14 protein-coding genes and 1 CRISPR repeat array are annotated in these 23,782 nt (G+C 73.5%); of the genes, 10 read left to right on the top strand and 4 right to left on the bottom strand.

Features of this window, described 5'->3' with window-relative positions:
* Positions 1-132 precede the first annotated feature (132 nt).
* The 4 genes from ACFVUH_RS08025 to ACFVUH_RS08010 are packed head-to-tail and all read left to right on the top strand — an operon-like array spanning position 133 to position 7,651.
* Entirely contained in the window at positions 133-3,234 is a 3,102-nt protein-coding gene (locus ACFVUH_RS08025; protein WP_387911894.1) for a lantibiotic dehydratase, read from the top strand.
* Positions 3,231-4,463, top strand: a complete 1,233-nt coding sequence (locus ACFVUH_RS08020; RefSeq protein ID WP_387911893.1) for a lanthionine synthetase LanC family protein — start codon at positions 3,231-3,233, stop codon at positions 4,461-4,463. Before ACFVUH_RS08025 ends, ACFVUH_RS08020 begins: the two co-directional genes overlap by 4 nt.
* Before the next feature lie 36 nt (positions 4,464-4,499).
* Complete coding sequence (gene fxlM, locus ACFVUH_RS08015) at positions 4,500-6,560, top strand: methyltransferase, FxLD system (RefSeq protein ID WP_387911892.1); 2,061 nt, start codon at positions 4,500-4,502, stop codon at positions 6,558-6,560.
* 5 nt (positions 6,561-6,565) lie between these two features.
* Positions 6,566-7,651 (top strand): hypothetical protein, encoded by a 1,086-nt coding sequence (locus ACFVUH_RS08010; RefSeq protein ID WP_387911891.1) that lies wholly within the window; start codon positions 6,566-6,568, stop codon positions 7,649-7,651.
* Between the two features lie 269 nt (positions 7,652-7,920).
* On the opposite strand, the gene ACFVUH_RS08005 is transcribed toward ACFVUH_RS08010, so the two are convergent.
* Positions 7,921-9,258 (bottom strand): hypothetical protein, encoded by a 1,338-nt coding sequence (locus tag ACFVUH_RS08005; protein ID WP_387911889.1) that lies wholly within the window; start codon positions 9,256-9,258, stop codon positions 7,921-7,923.
* A gap of 644 nt (positions 9,259-9,902) precedes the next feature.
* Here ACFVUH_RS08005 and ACFVUH_RS08000 point away from each other — a divergent pair.
* The 6 genes from ACFVUH_RS08000 (at position 9,903) to ACFVUH_RS07975 (ending at position 15,340) form a co-directional block, all read left to right on the top strand.
* Positions 9,903-11,039: a TfuA-like protein gene (locus ACFVUH_RS08000; RefSeq protein WP_387911887.1), complete on the top strand. Its 1,137-nt coding sequence runs from the start codon at positions 9,903-9,905 to the stop codon at positions 11,037-11,039.
* A complete protein-coding gene (locus ACFVUH_RS07995) occupies positions 11,029-12,165 on the top strand; it encodes a YcaO-like family protein (protein ID WP_387911885.1) in 1,137 nt (378 codons plus the stop codon). The genes ACFVUH_RS08000 and ACFVUH_RS07995 overlap by 11 nt, the downstream gene beginning before the upstream one ends.
* Before the next feature lie 30 nt (positions 12,166-12,195).
* Positions 12,196-12,990 (top strand): class I SAM-dependent methyltransferase, encoded by a 795-nt coding sequence (locus tag ACFVUH_RS07990; RefSeq protein WP_387911884.1) that lies wholly within the window; start codon positions 12,196-12,198, stop codon positions 12,988-12,990.
* Between the two features lie 57 nt (positions 12,991-13,047).
* On the top strand, positions 13,048-14,061 hold the full coding sequence (locus ACFVUH_RS07985; RefSeq protein ID WP_387911883.1) for an NAD(P)H-dependent glycerol-3-phosphate dehydrogenase: 1,014 nt from the start codon (positions 13,048-13,050) through the stop codon (positions 14,059-14,061).
* A 78-nt stretch (positions 14,062-14,139) separates the two neighbouring features.
* Entirely contained in the window at positions 14,140-14,502 is a 363-nt protein-coding gene (locus tag ACFVUH_RS07980) for a hypothetical protein (protein ID WP_387911881.1), read from the top strand.
* Entirely contained in the window at positions 14,489-15,340 is an 852-nt protein-coding gene (locus tag ACFVUH_RS07975; RefSeq protein WP_387911880.1) for a hypothetical protein, read from the top strand. The genes ACFVUH_RS07980 and ACFVUH_RS07975 overlap by 14 nt, the downstream gene beginning before the upstream one ends.
* 329 nt (positions 15,341-15,669) lie before the next feature.
* Positions 15,670-16,491: a CRISPR direct-repeat array (repeat unit 29 nt; unit sequence CGGTCAGCCCTCGCGCGCTTGGACGGCAC).
* An 89-nt stretch (positions 16,492-16,580) separates the two neighbouring features.
* Here ACFVUH_RS07975 and tnpB read toward each other — a convergent pair.
* From tnpB to ACFVUH_RS07960, 3 genes are all read right to left on the bottom strand, one after another.
* The gene (gene tnpB / locus ACFVUH_RS07970) at positions 16,581-18,068 is read right to left on the bottom strand and encodes an IS607 family element RNA-guided endonuclease TnpB (protein WP_387911878.1); all 1,488 of its coding nucleotides are present in this window, start codon (positions 18,066-18,068) and stop codon (positions 16,581-16,583) included.
* A gap of 941 nt (positions 18,069-19,009) precedes the next feature.
* Complete coding sequence (locus ACFVUH_RS07965) at positions 19,010-20,257, bottom strand: MFS transporter (RefSeq protein ID WP_387911876.1); 1,248 nt, start codon at positions 20,255-20,257, stop codon at positions 19,010-19,012.
* 196 nt (positions 20,258-20,453) lie between these two features.
* Positions 20,454-23,756, bottom strand: coding sequence for a BTAD domain-containing putative transcriptional regulator (locus ACFVUH_RS07960; RefSeq protein ID WP_387911875.1), 3,303 nt, complete (start codon positions 23,754-23,756; stop codon positions 20,454-20,456).
* Positions 23,757-23,782 lie beyond the last annotated feature (26 nt).

Genomic DNA, 23,782 nt, shown 5'->3' with positions numbered 1-23,782 from the left:
TACCTCTCCTTCTATTTTCTATACCCGTAGCCGGCGGGGGGGGGGGGGGGGCGCCCCGCCCCCCCCCCCCCCCCGCGCCCCCCCCCCCCCCCCCGGCCCCGACCGCCCACATCGTCACCGAGGAGGACCCAGGTGCCATCGGCCCAGGCCGCCACAGCGGGATTCCGCACCGCGTCGCAGACCCTGCTGCTGCGCGCCGCAGCCCACGGACCACTGGAACTCCCTCCCCGGCCCGACCCCTTGCGCAGCGGTCCGGCCGCCTGCGAAGCATGGCGGGCCTGGCTGCGCGGGGTGTGGACGATCGAGGCGGTGGCCGACGCGCTCGGCCACGCAAGCCCCGATCTGCGGCGCCAGGTCCAGGCCCTGCTTGCCGTCGGCGAACCCGGGGAGCGGGCGCTTCGCCGTGCTGGTCTGTCCACGGCACGCTACCTGGCGCGGCTGACTGGGCGCGCCACCCCGAGCGGGCTGTTCGCGGGAGTCGCCGCTGCCCGCTTCGGAGAACGAACCCAAGTTGTGTGGGGCCCCGATGACCGGGCTGTCGCACGGGCGGACGCGCACTGGCTTGCCCAGGTCGTCGACCGTCTGGAGTGCGATCCTGCCGTGCTGCAGGCCCTGACTGTGGTCGCGAATTCCACGCTCACGGTGCGCGGCGACCGGTTGATAGTCCCCTACCAACCGCACCGTACCGGGCAGGGCACCGGCGCGGTGGAGGTGTCGATCCGTCTGACCGCTCCCGTCCGGGCCGCGCTGGCCTCGGCGAAGACGCCGATCGGCTTCGCCGACCTGGTGGGCGAGGTCGGCGCCGATCTCCCGGACGCCCCCGTCCCCAAGATCGAGGCCATGCTCGCCGAACTCGTCGCCCGCGGCGCGCTCGTGACCGGTCTGCGCGCCCCAAGCACCGAACCCGACGCACTGGCCCACATGCTGCGAGCCCTGAAGCCGGCCACCCGTGCCGACCCCGAACTCGTCGCGGCACTCACCCGGATCAGCGGCCTGCTGGACTCCCACCAGCGGCTGCCCGCAGGCCGGAGCGGGCCGCTGCGCGAGCAGGCCGCTTCCGCGATGCCGGGGCTCGCCGAGGTCCGGCGCCACCCGGTGGCCGTGGACCTGCGGCTCGACGTGCGGGCCGTCCTGCCGAACGCGGTCGCCCAGGAAGCCGAGCGCGCCGCCCACTTGCTCGCCCGCCTCAGTCCCGCCCCGTACGGCAGCAGAGTGTGGGCCGACTACCACCAGCGGTTCTACTGCCGGTTCGGCAGCGGCGCGCTGGTGCCCCTGCTGGAGGTCGTGGCCGACAGCGGTATCGGCTGGCCCGCCGGCTATCCCGGTACCACCGACGGACCGGCGCCCGGGCGCCGGTCCCGTCGCAACGAACTGCTGCTCGCCCTCGCCCAGGAGGCGGCGCTGGAGGGCCGCACGGAGGTGGTCCTGGACGAGCGGCTGATCACCGACCTGGAGCAGTCCGGCCCCGGGCCGGTCAGGCTGCCGCGCGGGGTGGAGCTGTGCGCCCGCGTGGACGCCACGAGCCCGCAGGCCCTGGACCGCGGGGACTTCCGTCTCGCGGTCACCTCCGTCTCCCGCGCACCGGCCACCGTCACCGGACGTTTCCTCCACCTCCTCGACCCCGCCGACCGCGAGGCTCTGACCGCGGGCATCACAGGGGAGACGGACCCCGGGACGCTGTGCGCCCAGCTGTCGTTCCCTCCACTGGACCCGGCCACCGCGCACGTCGCCCGCGCGCTACGGACCCTGCCCGCGGTGATCAGCCTGGCCGAGCACCACGACCCCGGCGCCGACGTGCTCACCGCGGCCGACCTCGCGATGGGCTGCGACAGCGTGGGCCTGTACCTGGCGGCCCCCGGCCGGGGCGTCCGCGTCGAGGCGTGGCCGCTGCACGCCCTGAACCCGCACAGGCACACCCCACCGCTCGCCCGGCTGATCACCGAGCTGTCGCACGCCCACACCGCCCAGGTCACCGACTTCGACTGGGGCACGGCCCGGACGCTGCCGTTCCTGCCGCGCGTGCGCGCCGGACGCACTGTCCTCGCCCCGGCCACCTGGCGCCTGAACCGCACCGACCTCGCCTCCTCCGGAGCAGACTTCGACGAGTGGTGCAAGCAGCTGGAATCCTGGCGCGGACGGCGGCGGGCCCCGGGCAGGCTGCTCCTCGTCGACGGTGACCGGCGCCTGCCGCTGGACCTCGACGCGGCCGGAGACCGGGCGCTGCTGCACGACCACCTGCGCCGCGGGCCGCTCGCAGTCCTGGAGGAGGCACCCGCAGGCGGAAGCGCCGGGTGGTGCGGCGGCCGGGCCCACGAGATCGTCGTCCCCCTCACCTCGCACCGACCCGCGGCCGGCCGCAAGCCCGCCCGGCCGCGCGTCGAGCAGGTCGTCCACCCTGGCGTGCACGGCCACTCGCCGGGCGCCTCGACGATCATGCTCGCCTCCCTCTACGGTCACGCCGGGCGCCAGGACACCGTCCTCACCGAGCACCTGCCCCGCCTCCTCGGCCGCTCGGGCACTGGGACGACATGGTGGTTCGTGCGCTTTCGCGACAGCCAGGGCGACTGCCTGCGGCTGCGGATCGCCCTGCCGAACGCGGGAGCGTTCGGGGCGACCGCCGACCGAATCGGGGTGTGGGCCGACGAACTGCGCCGACAGGGCCTGCTGCGGGAGGTTGTCCACTCCACCTCCTGGCCGGACACCGGCCGGTGGGGCGCGAGCGCGGCGTGGGCGTCGGCGCACTACCTGCAGGCCGCCGACTCCCGCCTCGTTCTCGACCAGCTGCGCCAGGCCACCGGTATCGAACGCCAGGTGCTGGTCGCCGCGAACTTCACCGCGATCACCGCCGCCTTCACAGGCAGTACCGCCGCCGGAACCCGCTGGCTCATCAACCACGTACCGCCCACCGCTCCGCAGCCCGTGCCCCGGTCGCTGCTGCGGTCCGCTCAACAAATGGCCGATCCGCACGCGGACTTCGCCGCCCTGCGCCGCGTCCCGGGCGGCAGCGCGATCGTGGACCGCTGGGCCGACCGCACATGGGCGATCACCGACTACCGCGCCTACCTGGACGGCCCCTTCGGGCACGGCGTCGACCCCCACGCCGCGCTCGGCGCCGTGCTGCACACCCACTTCCTGCGGGCGATCGGCATCGACCCGAAGGACAAGGCCGTGTGCCTGTACCTGGCCCGGGCCGCCGCCCTTGCCCACACCACCCGCGTAGGAGACGACCGGTGAACCCCGACCAGGCCCTCGACGTGGCCGACCGGCTCGCCGACCCCGCCGCACCGAACCTGCCCAGCGGCACGCCGTGGTGGCGCCAGTCGCTGGCCCACGGCGCCCCGGGCGTCGCGCTGCTCCACGCAGAACTGGCCGCCGCCGGTCTGCGACCGTTCGACCGCGTGCACGCCTGGCTGGCCGCCGTCACCACCGGGCCCGTGACCACCGGCGTGAGCACCGGCCTGCTGTACGGCGCGCCGGCCGTGGCGTTCGCCCTCGCCGCCGCGGATACCGCACGCCCCGGCACCTACGGGCGTCCCCTCGCGGCTCTGGAGGCGGCCGTCGCCTCCGAGGGCCGCCGCAGGGCCTCGGCCGCGCTCGCGCGCGCCGAATCCGGGCAACTGCCCGAGCTGGCGGAGTTCGACGCGATCCGCGGCCTGGCCGGGATCGGCGCGCACCTGCTGCACACCGACCCGGACGGCGACGCCCTGCGGCAGGTCCTCGTCGCCCTCGTCCGCCTGGCCAAGCCGCTCGCCGGTCCCGGTGGCCGGACGGTCCCGGGCTGGTGGACACCGACCGGACCCGCGGGCCTGCCCGACCCCGAGTTCCCGGGCGGGCACGGCAACTTCGGCATGGGGCACGGCCTCGCAGGCCCGATCGCCCTGGCCTCGCTCGCCGCGCTGCGTGGTGTCACCGTGCCTGGCCAGCTCGACGCTGTCGATGCATGGTGCCGGTGGCTGGATCGGTGGCGGATCGACACCCTGGCAGGCTCGGCCTGGCCCTACATGGTCACCCTCGCCGAACTCGACGGCCCGCCCGCGGCCGTGGAACGCAGCGGGGCAACCCGCCGCCCGTCCTGGTGCTACGGCACCGCCGGGACCGCCCGCGCCCAGCAGCTCGCCGCCCTCGCCACCGGCGACCCGGACCGCCGGCGCCTCGCCGAACACGCCCTGCTCACCGCCCTCACAGATCCCGCCCAACGCGCCCGGACGGTCGACTCCTCCCTGTGCCACGGCCACACCGGGCTGGCCCGCATCGCCGCCCTCGCCGCGGACGACGCCGAGGAGCCCGCAGCAGGCCGACTGCGCGCCCTCGCCGCCGAACTCCTCGCCCTCGCCCCGGCGCCGGACCCCTCCGACGGGCCCGGGCTGCTCGAAGGCAGCACCGGAACAGCCCTGGCCGCCCTCACCACCCTGTCGGGCAAGCAGCCCGCCACCCGGTGGGACACCCGGCTCCTCATCGCCTGACGACCCGCCCCGCCACCGACGACAGGAGCACCCCGCATGCCACCCGACCCCCAGTGGCGCCAGTACGGCATCGAGTTCACCGACCCGGCCGCCGCCGAGCGCACCGCCGCCCTCGAACTGGCCCCCGCCCTCAACCGTGCCCAGGACGAAGGACTGCTCGACAACTGGTGGTTCATCCGCAAGCCCCCGGGCCTGCGCCTGCGCTACCGGGCCGCAGACCCCGAACCGGACCTCGTGCCCCGTCTGCTCACCGCTCTCGCCGCCGGCTGGACGCCGGGGATCTACGAGCCCGAGACGCTCGCCTTCGGCGGCGACGCCGCCATGGAAGCCGCCCACGCCCTCTTTCACCACGACAGCAGGCAACTGCTCGCCCGCGCCGCAGCCGACCACCCGCCCGCCCTCGGCCGGCGGGAGCAGACGGTGCTGCTGTTCAGCGCGATGCTGCGGGCCGCCGGCCTGGACTGGTTCGAGCAGGGCGACACCTGGCACCAGGTCGCCGCCTTGCGCCCCCGGGCCGCCGCCCCCGCCGGGAGGAGCGACACACACGACCGGGCGATCCGACGGCTCATGACGGTCGATCCCACCGGCGTTCCCGACCTGCTCCCACCGCTGTGGATGGTCGCCTTCGAGACCACCGGCCAACGGCTGGCCGCTCTCGCCCGCCACGGACAGCTGGAGCGCGGCCTTCGCTCCGTCCTGGCCCACCACTTCATCTTCCACGCCAACCGCGCTGGCCTGTCCAGCACGGATCAGGCCGCCCTCGCCGCCCTCGCGGTCGACACCGTCTTCCACCACCCCGAACGGCCGGATCCCGCCGTGTCCCATCCCTCCATCACTAAGGTCCGCGATATGACGACTACCACCAGCGACGCCCCCTCCGCCGACGAGCTGCGCAACAAGCTCGCCGACAGCCTCACCGCCAAGAACACCGTCCGCACACCCGCCATCGAGGCCGCGATCCGCACCGTTGCGCGCCACCTGTTCGTCCCCGGCGTCCCCCTCGCGCAGGCGTACGCCGACGACGCGGTGTACACGAAGACCGACGCCACCGGCGCCTCGGTCAGCGCCGCCTCCCAGCCGACGATCGTCGCGATGATGCTGGAGCAGCTGGGGATCCAGCCCGGCGACAGGGTGCTGGAACTGGGGGCGGGAACCGGCTACAACGCAGCCCTGATCGGCGCCCTGGCCGGCGAGGAAGGCCGTGTCACCGCCGTCGACGTCGACCAGGACCTCGTCGACGACGCCCGCAAGCACCTGGCGAGCGCGGGAGTCACGAACGTGGACGTGGTCCTCGCCGACGGCGCCCTCGGCCACCCGGACGGCGCGCCCTTCGACCGGGTGATCGCCACCGTCGGCGCCCACGAGGTCCCCCGCCCCTGGCTGGAGCAGCTCGCCCCCGGCGGGCGCCTGGTCGTCCCCGTCCGCCTCTCCGGCGCCGCCTCCCGCAGCATCGCCTTCGAGGCGGACGGCCACGGCGGATGGAACGGGATCGGCAGCGAGATGGCGGTCTTCATGCCGCTGCGCGGAATCGGCGACGACGCCCGGCGCATCGTCGACCTGACCGGCGACGGCCAGGTCACCCTGCAGGCCCACCGCGACAACCTGGACACCACCGACCCGGCCGCCCTGGCCGGCGTCCTGGACACCGTGCGCAGCGAGGCGTGGACCGGCGTGGTGTTCGTGCCGCAGGAGTCGTTCGAGTGGCTGGACCTGTGGCTGGCCTGCCGCCTGCCGAACCCCATCATGCGGATGAACGTCCAGCCGGGGGCCAAGGACGCCGGCCTCGTGACACCGATGTTCCCGGCCTCCGCCATGGCCACCACCGTCGCCGGCGGCGCCCTCGCCTACCTCACCATCCGGCGCGTCGAGGACGGAGGCGACGGCACTCGCCGCTTCGAGGTCGGCGTCGTCGGCCACGGCCCGGGCGGCCAGGCCCTTGCAGAGGCGGTTGCGGCCGAGATCACCGCGTGGGACGCCGGCTTCCGCGAGCGCACCGTGCACTTCGCCATCCCGGCCGCCGTGCCGGATGCCGACCCCGCCCGGGGGCGCTTCGTCCTGGAGCGCCCGTCCACCTCGATGACCGTCACCTGGGAGTAGCAACCGTGGACCCCGTCGGACCCCTCGCCCGCCGCTTCCCCCTCGTCGCCCGGACCCGCCCCGCCTGCACCCCGCTGGAGCGGCGCGTCGCGGACCTTGCCGTCCGGGCCCGCAAGGCCGGGCACGAGCGCGACCTCGCCGAGGCCGCGCTCGTGCACAACCGGGCGGCACTGCTGGCCTCCGACGCGGGTCTGCCCGGCCTGGCACGTACCTGGTGCCACCGCCAGGCGAACGCGTACCTGCGCTCCCACCCACTGGGAGCGCAGGGCGCCCGCCACGCCCTGGAACCGCTCACCAACCTCGCCCGCCTGCACATCCGCGAAGGCGAGGGCGAACAGGCCTTCCACCTCATCGACACCCTGTACACCGCCGTGGCCACGCGCACCGCCGCGGTGGTCGACGGCATCGAGATCCCCGCCGACCTCACCGACTGCGACCAGGCCCACCGGGAGGTGCGCCGCTGGCTGTGGGCGGTCATGCTCGCCACCGGCGCCCGCGCCCTCGCCTCCGCCGGCCGCTGGGAGGAGGCGAGGGACCGACTGGCCGGGTACAAGGGCATCGGCCGCCGGATGCTCGACGGCCGCCAGGTCGCCGTCATCGCCCGCCTCGTTGCCCACGACACCGCGGGCGCGCTCGACCTCCTCGACCACACCGTCCCCGGCGACCCGTCCGAGAACGCCGTCACCACCTGCCTGGCCCTGCTGTGCACCGACCACGACCGCGACCGGGCCCGGCTCCTGGCCCGCTACCGCAACCTGGACCTCGCCCACCCCGGCGTCGACGTGTTCACCACCCGCCTCGCACTGTCCGCCATCGATGCGGCCGGCGGGATCGACACGCCGCAGACCCATCCCGTCGCCGTCGAACTGATCGACCGCACCCTCGCCCGGCCCGACGGTTACACCGCCCGCGACCTGCTCGCCCACTCCGGCTGCACCAGCCTCCTCAGTGCGCACCAACACGACCGGCTGGCCCGGCAGATCACCGCGTGCGGGCTCGGCGAAGGCACCCTCCCCGCCCCGCTGCGCGAAGAACTGGAGACCGCGCTCGACACCACCGAAGAGATCATCGACGACCTGGCCGGCGGCTGACGGCGGCAAGACCCCGAAGCCAGCCGCTCTGCCATCGAGGCGGTCCGGTGTGGCCGGGGAATCGAAAAGAGCGGGGCTCGCCGGGAACCGCCAGATTACGAATCGGCTTGATCGCCCCATTCGAACAGCGGCAGGATCCTTGCTACGAATTCGACGACCTGCCGGACGGCCGCGTCGACGCGGCCCGGTGGGGCGACGAGGACGGGGCGGTACGAGTGGCAGTGCTGAGCAGGCCTGCTACGGCCAGGCCCACCTGTTGATGGGCCCTGTCACCGCTGTTCCCGCACTCTGTCCAGAGCCTCCTGGGCTGCGGGTACGTGCGCGTACGGGGTCAGGCGTCCGGCGAGCAGGGTGATCCGTTTGGCGACCCGGTCGGAGGTCACGCCCGCGGACAGGCCGATCACCCGGGTGGTCTCGGCTGCGGCTTCCTCGACCTCGCCGGCGTCGAGGAGGGCTGCGGCGAGCCAGGAGCGGTAGAGCGCGGTCTCCCGGGCGTGTTCGTGGTCGTAGCCGCTGATGACCGTTTGCAGGATCGGGACCGCGCGCAGGGGGCGGCGGAGTTCGGTCCAGACCCGCCCCTGCATCACCAGGGATTCGGCCCTGGACACCCAGTACAGCCAGTCCGGTTCCTCCCGGGCGTCCGGCTGGTGGGCGTCGTGGGCGTCCTCGACACGGCCGAGGGCGGCGGCGGCTTCGCGTTCGCGGCCGGCCAGGGAGGCCGCCCAGGCGGCCCGGTCCCAGATCATCGCGAGTTCGCGGGCGCTGGCGTACGGCGCGGCGCCGACGGCCGCCGAGCGGGTCAGGACGACGCCGTATTCGGGGTTACCGGCGGAGGCCAGCAGGTATCCGAGTCCGCCGAGGTTCAGCCCGCCGAGGCCATGATGGCCGGCGGCCTCGGCGGCGTGGACCCCGACCGTGTAGGCGCGCTGGGCCTGCTGGTTCAGCCCGGCGTCGGCGGCGACCCAGCCGACGAGCTGGGCCTGCTCAGCGGCGAGTTCGAGGAGCAGGCGACCGGTCTGCTCGGTGTAGGAGGCTTCGCGCAGCAGGTGGACGGTCGCGCGAAGCTCCTGGGTGACCTGGGCGATCAAGTCGAGGCCGCCGAGGTAGTCGTCCATTCTGCGCAGGGTGTTGGTGCGCGTGCGGACTTCGGCGATGAGGGAGTCGCCGACGCGGCGGCCGGCGCGCTGGTGAAGGATCTGCGGCGGCTCGCTGATCAGCCAGGCGTGCGCGAGCTGTCCGACGGTGTCGGGTTCCACCGGGCCTGAGACGTCCAGCATGGCCAGCAGCGTATCCGCCTGGGGCCGGTCGAAGACAGCCTCCGGCAGGCCGATCAGAGGGTTCTCGCAGGTATGTGCCGGGGCGGTTCTGGCGGTGGCCGGGTGCAGGAGCGCTGCCGCGTCGGCGGGGATCGTCAGGACGTGCAGGATGTGCGGGAGCCATGCCTTGGGCGCGTGGCGGCCGGTCTCCCACTTGTAGATCAGCGCGCCGTCGCAGGTGGTCAGGCCCGCTCGGGTGTTCAGCTTCGAGGCGAGCTGCGGCCTGCTCCAGCCGAGTTCCAGGCGGCGGTTCCAGATGACCTGACCGAATTCGGCGCCGGCTGTGACCATGGATCTCCCTTCCCCGTACGTGGGAATGACCCTCGCATAGACCGCGCCATCCCCGCCGGTGATTTGGAGAGATTTTCGCCCGGCCTCACGAAGGCGGGCCAGCGCTTTTGTGCGTGCATAGCCGGTTGCATAGCGGCGTGCACTTCCCGGGCCGATCGGGCGGCGCGTAGTTTTCCCGTCGGTGGGCCAGACGGCCACCAGAGTCTCACCTGAGAGGGAGCTGATCATGGGTCAGTCGAAGTCCCAGCTCGCCGCCGGAGCGGTGTTCAGCGTGGAGGACGAGCAGGTCATCGACGCCTCGGGCGTCGTGCGCATCGAGGATGTCGAGAACGAGGAGTAGTCCTCACGCCTGCGTCCGCGCTTCGGCGCTGCCCGGGGCAACGGATGCTGGGGCGTCCGTTGCCCCGGGGCCGATCGGGCGGGAGTGCTCTGTGTTCGTGGTTGAGGGAACTCACCCCTTGATATCGCCGATGAAGGAGTACTTCCGCCCTTTCCGGAATGGAGGGTTTCGGAAATTGATTCACGCATTTGTCGGGCCGACTCTTGATCAGGCCGACCTTATGGTGGAAGCGCCATCGGTCTGCGTACGTCCCCCTGTCCGGCACGGGGATCTGCGCGATGCGGCCATTGGGGACGGGGACACCGTGGTGATCATCGACGGGCTGTACCACCAGACGCCGGCTCTGCGGCACAAGGAGATCCTGGCCGCGATGGGCCGCGGGGTGTCGGTAGTGGGAGCCGCCAGCATCGGAGCGTTGCGGGCGGCGGAGTTGCAGCCGTTCGGGATGGCCGGGGTCGGGGCCGTCTTCCGCGCCTACGTGAACGGCGAGATCGACGGGGACGACGAGGTCGCCGTCGGCCAGGAGCCGGGCGGTCGGCAGCGGGCGCTGACCTGGCCGCTGGTGAACCTGCGTCACGTCCTGCGGATCGCCCGGGAGGAGGGGGCCGCCGACGCGCGGACCTGCGCGGGGCTGCTGGAGCCGCTGCGGGCGGTGTACTATCCGCAGCGATCGACGGCGGCGGTGCTGGCGGTGCTGCGGCGCGAGGGCGCCACGCACCTCGCCGACTGGCTGCGGGACCGGCGGGCCGACGACCCGTACTTTGGAGACCTGAAGCGGCTCGACGCACTGGAGGCCATCGGCGCGGCCGTCTCCGGCGCTCTCCCGCCGGCTCCCGGGCGGGTACCGGCCGGGGCGTGGGACACGGGCTACCACCGCCGTTGGGTGAACGAGACCGTGGCCGAGGACGTCGGCGCTCTCACCCTGGCCACCGTAGACCGCCTCGCCTACCAGCAGCTGTTCGACTCGGACTTCGCGACGCGGTGGGCGGCCTTCCTGGAGCACCACTCGCAGCGGCCCGGCGACGGGCAGGGGGTGCCGCTCGCCGAGCGGATGGCCCGCCTGGGGGGCGACGGCGACGGGGCGCCGCCGGTGTACGCGGTGTTTCGCCCGGTGCTCGATCTGACCGACCGGCAGACGGTGGGGCTGCTGCTGGCCGGTGAGACAGCTGCCGACCGGGCCACGATCGTCCGCTACGCGGCCCGCAACGCCGAGGTGGCCCGCACCCACCCAGGCTTCCGTCCGGAGGCCGTGGTGGACGCCGCAGCCCGCCGGGTGCTGCTCCAGCTCTGGAAGGCCGACGCCGCGCAGCTGGACGGCGAGGCGCTCTCCCGGGGTCTTGGCAGCGGGCAGCACGCCGTCGAGGCGCTGAAGACGTTCCTGCTCGGGTTCCTCGCCGACGCGCGAGCGGCCCGTCCCGTGGAGGCGGCCGATGCCCGCTGACCGGATCGACCTGGAGGGCACGGTGCGGGCCCGGGCGCCGCAGGAGACATGGGCCCTGCTGGCCGCGCGGCTGCCCCGGTTCGGGATCACCCGGGTGGCGCGGCTGACCGGCCTGGACTACCTGCAACTGCCCGTGTGGACGGCGATCCGGCCGGCCGCGCAGACGTTGTCCGCGTCGCAGGGCAAGGGCGCCACCGACACGCTGGCCCGGATCTCCGCCGTGATGGAGGCGATCGAGCTGTGGCATGTTGAGCAGCCGATGCCGGTCGTTCTGCACGGTCCGGCCCGCGAGGTGGACCCGCCCTACGACCTCGCGGAGCTGGCGCCCCGACTGCGGCACCCGGGGCTCGACCGGGTGCCGTTGGACTGGACGACGGGCACCGCCCTGGGCTCGGGAAGCACGGTGGCGGTGCCGCTTGACCTGATCCGCAGGAGAGCGCGTCGGCCGGATTGGGAGCCCGATCTGTTCCGGGCGACCAGCAACGGGCTGGCCTGTGGCAACACCCGCCACGAGGCGACACTGCACGCGCTGTTCGAGGTGGTGGAGCGCGACGCCCTGTTCGCCGACGAGATCGAGGCCGGCGGTCGGCGCACGCTCGTCGACCCGGCCTCCGTCGAGGACCCGTACTGCCGGTCGTTGATCGACCGGATGCTCGCCGCGCACGCGGCCCTGGAGCTGGTGTTCGTCGCCAACGCCTACGCCGTGCCGGTGTGCCTGGCCTACCTATGGACGGAGGATTACCCGCTCACATTCGCCGGGGCCGGCTGCCACACCGATCCGCGCATCGCGCTCTCGCGGGCCCTGACCGAGGCAGCCCAGTCCAGGCTGACCTGCATCGCCGGCACCCGCGACGACCTGCCCGGCCACGAACCGGCCTTCGACACCGAACCTCCCCGCCCCGCCCTGGCGGGTGAGCTGTCCGACTGGACCGCCCTGACCGCCCCCTGCGAGCCGGCGGCAGGCACCTTCGCCGACCAGGTCGACCTGCTCGCCGAGCGCATCACCCGCGTCACCGGTCACCAGCCGGTGCGCCTCGACCTCTCGGCGCCCGACGAGCCGTTCGCCGCAGTGAAGGTACTCGCCCCGGGCACCCGCTCGCGCATCCGCCGCTCCGTCCCCCGCTGACATCCCCCCGCGCCCCGAGGAGACACCGCCGTGCCCGCACCCCCGCCCACCCTCTCGCCCGGCGAAGCCGCGCTCCAGCGCGGCTACAACGCCCTGCACTCCGCCCGGACGGGCACCGACCTGGTGGCACGGCTCTACGCGCTCGCGATGGGCGACGCCTACCCCGCCGAGATCGCCCCGACCAGCTCCTGCGACTGGCCGCTGGTGGCGACCATGGTCAACCGGCTGCGTCTGCAACCGGGACAGCACCTTGTCGACCTCGCGTGTGGAACCGGCGGCGCCGGCCTGTGGCTGGCCCGCGCGATGACAGCCCGCCTGACCGGCATCGACATCTCCGACACGGCGATCACCCTCGCCACCGCCCGCCGCGAGGCCTTCGTCGCACCCGACCGCGCCCGCTTCACCGTCGCCACCCTGGAAGCCACCGGCCTGCCCGACGCCCACGCCCACGCGGTCATCTGCATCGACGCCTTCAGCCGCGCCACCGACCGCTCCGGCGCGCTCGCCGAACTCCACCGCGTCCTTCACCCGGGCGGGCGCGCCGTCCTCACCCGCGCGCTGCGGCGCGAGGCCGAACCCGACTGGACCGATCAGGTCCAGCGCGCCGGACTCGTCGTCGACCACATCGAGGAGCGGCGCCACGAACCCCGGATGTGGGCCCGCCTCTACCGGCTGTGGCAGGACCACGAGGACGAGATCCGCCGGGCGCTCGGCGACGCCCAGGCCGAGAACATGCTCGCCGAGGCGGCCAGGACCCTGCCCACGCTGGACGGCCGCCGGGCCGTCGCCATCACCCTGAGACGGCCGCCGACCCGCAGCCGGTAGGCTGCCCCCACCCCGCTCAGCCGGGACACGAAGCAACCACCTGCGAGGGGACCGAGGATGACGACGGCGGCCGTGCTCTCGGCGGGCTCCTGGGGCACCGTTTTCGCATCCGTGCTCGCCGACGCCGGTACCGACGTCACCCTCCACGCCCGGCGCGCCGAGATCGCCGACGCCATCAACGAGCGCCACCAGAACCCCGACTACCTGCCGGGCATCGACCTGCCCGAGCAACTGCGGGCCACCACCGACGTCGAGCAGGCCCTGACCGGCGCGGACTTCGTGGTGGTGTCGGTGCCGGCGCAGGCCATGCGTGCCAGCCTCACCGCGTGGGCACCGCTGATCGGCCCGCAGACGGTGCTGGTGAGCCTCATGAAGGGCATCGAGCTCGAATCCGGGCTGCGGATGAGCGAGGTCATCGCCGAGGTCGCCGGCGTCGGCCCGGAACGCATCGCGGTGGTGTCCGGGCCCAACCTGGCCCGGGAGATCGCCAACCGGCAACCCGCCGCGAGCGTGGTCGCCTGCGCCGACGAACAGGTCGCCCAGCGCCTGCAGGCGGCCTGCCACACCCCGTACTTCCGCCCCTACACCAACCGCGACGTCATCGGCTGCGAACTCGGCGGCGCGGCGAAGAACGTCATCGCCCTCGCGGCGGGCATCGCGGTCGGCATGGGGCTCGGCGACAACGCACAGTCCCTGCTCATCACCCGGGGCCTCGCGGAGACCTCCCGGCTCGGCGACGTCCTCGGCGCCGATCCGCACACCTTCTCCGGCCTGGCCGGCATGGGCGACCTGGTCGCCACCTGCTCCTCCCCGCTGTCGCGCAACCGCTCCTTCGGCGAACGCCTCGGCCGCGGACAGTCCGTCGCCGAGACGGCCGCCGCGATCAGCCAGACCTCCGAGGGCGTCAAGACCTCGGAGGCGATCCTCGGCCTCGCCCACCGCCACGGCGTGGAGATGCCGATCACCGAGACCGTCGTCCAGTTCCTGCGCGGCGACCTCGACCTGGACAAGGCGACCGCCCTGCTGATGGAACGGCCCACCAAGCCGGAACGGCACTCCTGCACGCGCTGACCCCGCGCCCGTAGCGGGCAGGCGGCGCGGGTGCCGGGGCCGGCAGACCCCCGAACACCGACACTCCAAGGGGCACCCATGCACTTCGGAGCGCTGATCCCCGTCGCCGAGACCGCCGTCACCGCAGGCCTGGCCGCCTGGATGGCCGTCGCAGGATTCTGGCGCCGGCCCACCGGCCAGCTGCTCAGCTGGACGATGTTCTGCTACGCAACGTTCACGATCGTCTCCCTGCGCGGCACCCGGGCCGGACGGACGCAGGACGTCAACATCTACGACGTCGTCCCCCCGGGCAGCTTCTTCGTCCCGCCCGCCCAGCTCGCGCTGATCCTCGAATTCCTCTCCAGCACCGGCACCTTCGAGGACCTCCAGGGCGAAGGCCGCGTACTGTCCCGCCACGGCGAGCGGCCCATCACGGTGAGGAACGGCCGTGTGGTTCTTTGACGCCCTCCGATCCGGCTTCCAGTACCCGACCGACGAGGCCCGGTTGCAGTACTTCCGGATCATCCTCGGCCTCGCCCTGACGGCCCGCTTCCTCCTCGCCCTCGGCCACGGCGGCTGGAACCGCTTCGCGCCCGGCACCTACAGCGCCTTCGCGCTGACCAAACGGATCGGCGAACGCCGGTTCCACTGCCTCGCGCGCGTCTACAAGCCGGTCCTCGCCGCCCGTCCCGTCGCCGCGCTCGCCCTGTCCGTCGGCGTCCTTCCCCGCCTTTCCGCGCTGCTGGTCATCGCCGCGCTCGCTTATGAACTCGCCTACGCGAAGAGCCCGAACACCCTGCGCTTCGCGATCCTGATGACCGGCGCCCTGCTCTTCGCCGGCGCCCTCGGCAGCGGCCTGCCCGAACACCGGATGAGCACGCACAACACCTGGCCCCAGGCATTGTGCGTGCTCGTCACGACCGACCTGTACTGGGGAAGCGCCTGGTCCAAAGCCCGCTCGACCCAGTTCCGCACCGGCCTCTACCTCGCCCAATGGGTCCACGTGTTCACTCAGGTCAAGGACCGGCTTCCGAGCGGGGAGCACTTCATCCCGGGCATTGTCCGCCGGCACCTGGGCACCCTGTCCGAGCAGAGCGTCCGCGCCTGGCGGCTGCTGGCGGGCACCGTCATCGCTCTGGAGGTTCTGCTTCCGCCCGCCCTGCTGATCGAGCAGACGAGAACAGCCGCGATCATGGTCGGCATCGCAATGCACGTGGGATTCAGCGCACTCAAGCCCCGCCAGCTGATCGCTTTCAGCTCGACTACCCTCGCCAGCTACATCCTGTTCGCCGCGACGTGACAGGCGAGGGCGCCGAGCAGGCGAGGCGAAACCCACCTCGACTGTGTCGCCGAACAGGGTGACGGCCTCGGCAAGGTGTTGCGACCACACGTGCAGGTCGCGGGCCTCCGCGCCGCGCAGGGGCAGCAGGTTGTGGGTGGCGTGCTTCGCGTTCCCCGACAGCCGTTCTGTTCACCCCAGCAGCAGGCCGTCGAACCGCGTCGAGACGTCGTCGGCACACTCTCCCTTCCGGAACGCCGGGCGGCGTGGATTACCGAATTTTGGCGAGGCCATTTGATTTGGGCGCTTGGACGGCACCAGCGACAACACCTCCGGTTCGTCCGGGGGCGTGATCAGCCTTCGCGCGCCCGGACGGCACTCAAGCAGCGAGCGAAGTACGTGAACCTTTTCCGGTCAGCCCTCGCGCGCTTGGACGGCACGCGCCCACAGCCCGCGCCAACTTCGACGCGACCGGTCAGCCCTCGCGCGCTTGGACGGCACCCGCCCGTGGTGGCTCCGTGATGGCTGAAGTACGGTCAGCCCTCGCGCGCTTGGACGGCACGCCTGCTCCGTGCGCACCACCGGGCGCGGGATCGGTCAGCCCTCGCGCGCTTGGACGGCACGCCCCGAGCACGATCACCGACGAGTTCGTGTCCGGTCAGCCCTCGCGCGCTTGGACGGCACGGTTCCTGCGCAACGGCTGGCCGGAGCACGCGCGGTCAGCCCTCGCGCGCTTGGACGGCACCACCAGTCCCTCACCAGCCAGGACAGATACGGCGGTCAGCCCTCGCGCGCTTGGACGGCACTGAAGGTTGCCCATCGCCTGGTGGATCAGCTGCGGTCAGCCCTCGCGCGCTTGGACGGCACATGCCGACGGCCCGCTGAAGCGCGGCGGCCTCCGGTCAGCCCTCGCGCGCTTGGACGGCACTCGTCCTGGACGAAGCTGCGATCATCTGCCCGCGGTCAGCCCTCGCGCGCTTGGACGGCACTAGAGCAGAAGCAGAAGCGGATTAATTCAGGACGGTCAGCCCTCGCGCGCTTGGACGGCACGGCCGGAACCTCCTCGGCGGCGGAAGCTTCTGCGGTCAGCCCTCGCGCGCTTGGACGGCACCCGCCAGCACGGCCTGCATCCGCTCCCAGTCGCGGTCAGCCCTCGCGCGCTTGGACGGCACCCTTCGTGAGCAGCGTCGTTGTGGCGGCTTTGCGCTTTCTTTGCCTCTGTGGAGTTGTCGTTGGCGCGTGGGTGTGGGCTGTCGGGGGATTACTCCCGCCGAGGTGACCCACCGGGTGGTGGGCCTTCCCGCGTCTGCCTTTCGGCGCGTCCGTGCCTGCCGTCACCGGCGGGGCTTACCGGACTTCTACGGGCTTTAGCGTCCCCCTCTACCAGAGGGACGGCGTGCCGGGCGATGATCAGGGCCGCGTTCAGGTCCCGGTCGATCGTCAGGCCGCAGGTGATGCAGTGGTACTCCCGCTCGGACAGGGACAGCTTGGATTTCACTGTCCCGCAGGCTGAGCAGGTCTTGCTGGACGGGTGCCATCGGTCGAGGACCGCGAGGCTGGAGCCGTACCAGGAAGTCTTGTAGGAGAGCTGTCGGCGCAGCTCGCCGGGGGCGGCGTCCAGGACGGCGCGGTTGAGGCCGGCCTTCTGGCGGACGCGGCGGCCGGGAGCTTCGGCGGTACCGCGGGCGGAGCTGGACATGCCGGTCACGTTGAGGTCTTCGACGGCCACGGTCGCGAAGCCGGTGGCCAGGCGCTTGGTGAGCTGGTGCATGCCGGTGGCGCGGCGTTCGGCGGTCTGATGCTGGATGCGGCCGACCTCAAGGGCGGCTCGTCGGCGGCGGTTGGACCCGCGCTGTGTGCGGGCGAGGGCCCGCTGGGCCTTGGTGAGGCGGCGGGCGTCGGCCGCGAGGTGGCGGGGGTTGGCGACGAACGCGGTGGTCGGGTCGGCCGGGTCGAGCGGCTGGGAGAGGGTGGCGAGGGTCTTGACGCCCCAGTCGACGCCGACGGTGCCGCGCTCGGTCTGCCGACGGGTGGGCTTGTCGGGGATGTCCTGCTGGACCTTGACCAGCACGCTGGCGTACCAGCGGTGCCCGCCGCGGGAGACGGTCACGGACTGGATCTGGGCGTCGCCATTGGCGATCAGGCGGGCCAGGCGCTTGCCGGAGTCGTGGACGCGTATCGAGCCCAGGCGCGGCAGCAGCAGCCGGCGGTAGCCGTCGAGACGGATCGTGGGCTTCTTCACGTCGTGGTGCAGACGGAAGGAGTCCTTGGCCCGGCCCTTGCGCTTGAAACGCGGGTAGCCGACGGCCCGGCCGGCCCGGCGGCCGGTCAGGGAGTCGATCCAGTTCTTCCACGCGGTGTCCGCGTCGATGAACGCGGACTGGAAGGCGTAGGTCGACACCTCATGCCACCACGGGCAGGGCAGGAAGGGGCCGTGGAAGCCGTCGGGCAGGTTCCCGTCCTTGCGGGAGTCGCCCTTGATTGCGTTCAGGTTCTTCTTGATCTCGGCAGCGTTTGGGGTGCGGACCTTCACGGCCTTGCGGGCCGTCTTCTCATCCATGCCCTGTGCCACCAGGTCGTCCGCCTGACGGCGCCACTCGCGGTGCGCGGCGACCTTCTTGTCCAAGGCCCAGTTGAACGCCCACCGGGCTGCGCCGGCGTGCCGGTTCAGGTCGGCGAGCTGTCCGGGGGTCGGGTCGAGGGTGAACCTGAACGCCCGCAGCACTTCCTGGCGCACGGCAGAGCTCACCCCCCATCCTCGTCCCGTCGGTCCGTGTCGTCGACACTCTAAAAGACGGCTCTGACAATCGGATCAGAAGGCCGATTTGGCGGTGTTTGACGGTTCCGGCGTCACCTTCTCCGCCGTCACCCCAGCGCTCTGGCCTGCCGCCTCACCGACACATCCGTGGTGGAGCCGCTCCCGTTGTGTCACAACCAGTGGTGCGCCGTTACACGTGGCCGACAGATCTGGAGGACGACTGGGTGGTCTTCCCCTGGGATCAGTCGTACGGCGGCGACACTCGGGTTCTTCCGCCAGCGCGGCGGGCGACGACCGGGTGACCGGCCTGGCAATGTCCCGGGCGTCCGGCTGGTTCTCGCGATCCCGGCCGGACTCCCCGACCGGGATCGAGCGCGCGACGGCCGCACTTGCCGTCGGTCCGGCCGAGGCTGGCCACCAGCCGGTGATCGCCACCGCCGCCCCGCAGCATTCCGGCCCCGCCTCCGCTCGCGCCACCCGTGTCCAGGCTGAGTGCTCCCCGCCCGTCGAGGTGGAGCTGCGTAGCGACGTCATCGGACCTGCAGGAGTCGCCTGTGTAGCGGCGAACCATGTACTCGGACGAGGTCACCGACCTCCGGCAGGCCGGCGAGAGCCCGGCCTGCCGCGCCGGTGATCGTGCAGCTTCGGTTGGCACCGACGGCGGTGGCCAGCCGACGAATCGAAACGGCCAAAACGCGTCGTGCGCGACTAGCGCGCGGGTAACGGTGGTAAACCACGGTCAACAGCGGTCAAGGATCTGAGCGCTTCGAGGCTTCACTGTCGGCGCCCATCCGGCCCGCGACCTGCGGCTATGCCCGCGTGGCCGAAAGAGATTCCCAAGCTTAGAGCGCGAGTTCGATTCTCGTCGCCCGCTCCAGTATCGAAAGCCGCAGGTCAGATGACCTGCGGCTTTTGTGTTGTGCAGAGTGGGGTCAGGGGTGGGGTGGGGTACGGGGGAGAGTGCGGATGGGGCGGGTGGCGAGGAGGGCGGTGGCGGTGAGGAGGGCGGTGGCGGCGCCGAGGAGGAGGACGCGGTCGGTGCCGAAGGCGTGGGTGGCGGGGCCGGCCAGGGCGCTGCCGAGGGGGTACATGCCGACGGAGCCGGCGACCTCGTAGGCGTGGACGCGGTTGAGGACCTCGCCGGGGACCTGGGTCTGGACGCTGGTGGCCCACATGACGCCCCAGACGCCGATGCCGGCGCCGACCGCGACCTGGGCGGCGGCGAGCAGCCAGACCGGCCAGCCGAGGACGATGCCGAGCGGGTAGAGGGGGTAGGCCAGCGTCGCCACGGCTCCGGCGGCGAGCGGGCGGGCGGGCCTGTAGCGGATCGCCAGCAGGCCGCCGGCCACGGTGCCCGCGCCGAGGGCGCAGTTGAGGAGGCCGAAGGCGGTCGCGCCGTACCGGGGGACGATGACGCCGGCGGCCACCGACAGCTGGGGGCCCCAGGAGAGCACCGCGAAGACCATCCAGATCACGATCACGCCCCAGAGCCAGCTGCGGGCGCGGAACTCCCGCCAGCCGACGGCGAGGTTGTGCCAGATGCTCCCGCCGGGCGGCGGGGCGGGCACCGTGCCGAGCCGGAGGGTGAACAGGCAGGCGGCGCTGGTGCCGTAGGCGACGGCGGAGATGACCATCACCCAGGCGGTGTCCCCGAGTCCGACCAGGACGCCGGCCAGGGCCGGGCCGCCGAGGCCGGTGAGCGCCTCGGAGGTGCGCAGCACGCCGTTGGCGCCCTGGACGTCGCGGGAGACCAGCGGGACGGTCGAGGAGGCGCCCGGTTGGAACATCGCGTTGGCGGTACCGGCCACCACCAGCAGGGCGTACAGCTGCCAGAGGTGGTCGATGCCGTGCAGGAAGAGCAGGGCGAGCAGCACATGGGCGGTGAGGTTGGCGAGGTCGGCGGCGATCATCATCCGGCGGGCGGTGAACCGGTCGGCGAGCACGCCGCCGAACAGCACCAGACCGGCGAACGGGCCGACCAGGAAGGCCATCGCGTACCCGGCGGTGTCCAGGCCGTATCCGCCGCTGAGCAGGCCGGCCGAGACCGCGACCGGCAGCATGGCCCAGCTGAGCAGGCCGGCGCTGCGGGCGGTGAAGTAGTGGCGGAAGTTGCGGGACCAGATGGCCGGTTCGGCGGTCGGTGGTGCCGCAGTGGGCCGGTGGGTCAGGAGGTCGTCCATGGGCGTTCGATCCCTCGGGGCGCGGGGTTGATGATCACACCGTAGGGAGCGGGTCTGGTGGGGTTCCGGGAGCCGGACCGGAGGCCGGGATGGAGCGGGCGAACGCGGGCGCACCGGTGCTGACCTGCGGTTCCGTTACCGGAGCGGCGGTCGGAAGGGCGGACCGGCAGAACCGTGGAAACTGCCGGACCGCCGGTCAGCGGATCCCGGATCCGCCCATCGCCCGGGAGAGCCGCAGCGCCTCGCGCCAGTGTCCGAACGCCGGGCCGCGCGCGCCGAGGGCCGACTGCGCGTGGCCGAGCGCCAGCTGACTGCGCGCCTCGCCCGGCCGGTGTCCGGTCTCGCGGTGCACGGCGAGGGCGGCGTGCCCGGTCTCCAGGGCGGCCCGTGGCTCGCCCAGCCGGACCCGGACGCGGGTCAACGCGTCGAGCGCGTTGCCTTCGAGCATCCGGAACCGCGCCTCCCGGGAGAGCGCGAGGGCGCGCTCCGCGGTGCGCAGGGCGGCCCGTGGCTCGTGGCAGGTCCGGACCGTCGCGAGGCCGACGAGGGCGGTGGACTGCGTGAAGCGGTCGCGCACCAGCTCGGCGAGGCGCAGCGCCTCCCGGTAGCTGTCGGCCGCGCCCGCCGGTTCGTGGGCGCGCTCCTGCGCCGCGCCCAGCGCCAGGAAGGCGTTGGCCTCCAGGGCCCGGTTGCGCAGCGTGCGTGCGATGGCGAGCGCGGTGCGGGCCAGCTGCCGGCCGGTGGCGTGGTCGCCCAGGTCGGTGTGGGCGCCGGAGAGGCCGTTGAGTGCCACGGTCTCGCTGTACTTGTTGCCGCTCCGCAGGTGGACCGGCAGGGCCTCGCCGAGCACCCGGATCGCGTCGCCGGGGCGGCCCAGCGCCCGGTGGACGATCCCCAGGTTGGTGTGCGAGACCGCCTCCGCGCGGGCCGCGTCGAGGGCGTGGAAGTGCCCGGCCACCCGGGAGAAGTGGTCGGCGGCCTCGTGCAGCCGGCCGAGCCTCCAGCAGATCAGGCCGAGGGTGGCCTCGTCGTCGGTCTCGGTGTCGGCAACCTCACCCGCGGGGCGGTCCAGGCCGTCGGGGCGGTCGGGCCGGGGGCGGTGCAGCAGGGCGGCGGTGGCGAGCTCGGCACAGTCGCCGGTGTACATGCCGGTCGAGAGGTAGCCGTGCAGGCTCTCCGCGAGCCGCCGGGCGACGGCGATGAGACCGGCGTCGGACGCCTCCAGGACGGCGCCGGCCAGGTTCTCGCGTTCCTCCTCCAGCCACCGCGCCGCCCGGCCGTGGTCCGGGAAGGGGGGTGCGGCCGGCGGCGTGCGGGAATCCGGGTCCGGGGCGGGGGCGGTGGGGAAGAGCAGCCGGGCCGCCGCGTCGGCGTGCCGCAGGTACCAGCCGAAGAGTCGCTCCCGGGCGGCCTGCGCCTCGGTGTCGCCGGCCAGTTCGCCGGCCAGTTCGCGGGCGTAGGAGCGCAGCAGGTCGTGCAGCCCGAACCGGCCGGCCGCCCGCTCCTGCACCAGGTGGGCGTTGGCCAGGACCGCCAGCAGTGCGGCGGACGCGGCCGGGGCCGAGTCCGCGAGGGCGGCGGCGGCGTCGGCGGACAGGTCCGGGCCGGGCATCAGGCCGAGGAGCCGGAACATCCGCCGGGCCGCGGGCGGCAGCGCGCGGTAGGAGAGGTCGAAGGCGGCCCGCACCGTCGAGCGGTGGTCGCCCTCGACGTGCAGCCGGCCGAGGACGCCGCCGCCGGCCAGCTCGGCGCAGTAGTCGGCGATTCCGGTGCCGCGGGAGACCAGGTTGGCACCGGCGATCCGGATGGCGAGCGGCAGGCCGCCGCAGAGCCGGACGAGTTCGACCGCAGCCTGCTCCTCGGCCGCGACCCGGCACTCGCCGACGGTGCTGCCGAGCAGCCGGCGGGCCTCCTCCGGGCCGAGCACCTCCAGGGCGAGCTGGCGGGCGCCGTCGCCGGCGACCAGTCCGGCGAGCCGGCTGCGGCTGGTGACCAGCACGGCGCAGCCCGGGGCGCCCGGGATCAGCGGCCTGACCTGCTCGGCGTCGCGCGCGTTGTCCAGCACGATCAGCATGCGCCGGTCGGCGAGCAGGGTGCGGTAGAGCGCCGCGGCCTCGTCCCGGTCCGCGGGCAGCCGGTCGGGCCGGACGCCGAGCGCCCGGAGGAAGCGGGCCAGGACGTCGTCGGGGCTGAGTGCCGGGAGCCGGGAGTGGCCGCGCAGGTCGACGAACAGCTGTCCGTCCTCGAAGTGGGCGCGCCGGGCGTGCGCCCAGTGCGTGGCGAGGGCGGTCTTGCCGATGCCGGGTGCGCCGACCACCGCCACCAGGTGCGGACGGCGTGCGGGGTCGGTCGCGAGGAGGGCGTCCAGCTCCTCCAGCTGACGCCGCCGGCCGACGTGGACGCCGGTGGCGGCGGGCAGTTGGGCCGGCCGCGGGGCGGTCGGCGCCGGGCCGCCGACCGGTGCGAGCGGCAGTTGCCGGCGCAGCACCCGCAGCTGGGCGTCGTGCACCTCCGCGCCGGGCGTGATGCCCAACTCCTCGTCGAGCCGGGCGCGCAGGCGGCCGAACACGGCGAGCGCGGCGGCCTGTTCGCCGCAGCTCGCGAGCGCGAGCATCAGCCGGGCGTGCAGGCCCTCGTGCAGCGGCTCGGCGTCGACCAGCTCCGACAGCACCGGGACGGCCTCCGCGGAGCGGCGCAGCAGCAGCGCCGTGTCGGCGTGCAACAGGACGGCCCTGAGGCGTCGTTCGCCGGCCGCCACCGCGGCCGGGTGCCGGCGCAGCGCCGGGTCCGCGTCCGCGAGCACCGGGCCCCGCCAGTACCGCAGTGCCTGCGTCAGCGCCCGGTACGAGGCCTCCGGGTCCGGGGTGCGGCGCAGGCGTCGCGCGTCGTCCAGCAGTTCGTCGAAGCGGCCGAGGTCGATCTGGTTCCGCGGCGCCTCCAGCAGGTAGCCGGTGGGTGTGCGGACGACGGTCGGCGCCGGGGCGGTGCGCGGGCCGTCCGGCGCCAGCAGTCGGCGGACCTGGCTGACGTAGCCGTGGACCAGGCTCCGGTGGGAGTCGGGCGGCCCGGACGGCCAGAGGGTGTCGGTGATCTCCTGCCGGGTGGCGGGCGCGGGGTGCTTGAGCGCGAGCAGGCCGAGCAGCCGGCGCAGCATCGGGCCGGTCACCGGGACGGTGGTCCGGTCGTGCCGGAGGACGAGCGGGCCGAGGATCAGCAGCCGCGGCCGCCCGGCGCCGGCCACCGGTTCGGCCGGGTCGGCGGCCAGCAGCTCCGCCAGCTCGCCGTCGGTCAGCCGCAGGGCCTCGGCCAGCTGCCGCAGGGTGCCCGCCCGGGGGCGCCGGACCCGCCCGTGTTCGAGGTCGCGCAGCGCCCTGGTGCTGACCCCGGCCCGCGCCGCGGCGGTCTGCTGACTCAGCCCGGCCCGCCTGCGGTACGCCCGGAGCCGCGCCCCGAACGCCTCCGACCCGCCCCCCGAGGCCGTCGCCGTGCCCTCCGCCATGGCGTCCCCTTCGTCCGGTGATCAGT

Source organism: Kitasatospora sp. NPDC058032 (assembly GCF_042885845.1).
Lineage (GTDB): Bacteria > Actinomycetota > Actinomycetes > Streptomycetales > Streptomycetaceae > Kitasatospora.
The sequence above is the reverse complement of the archived record's forward strand: the minus strand, read 5'-3'. Positions and strand labels throughout refer to the sequence as shown.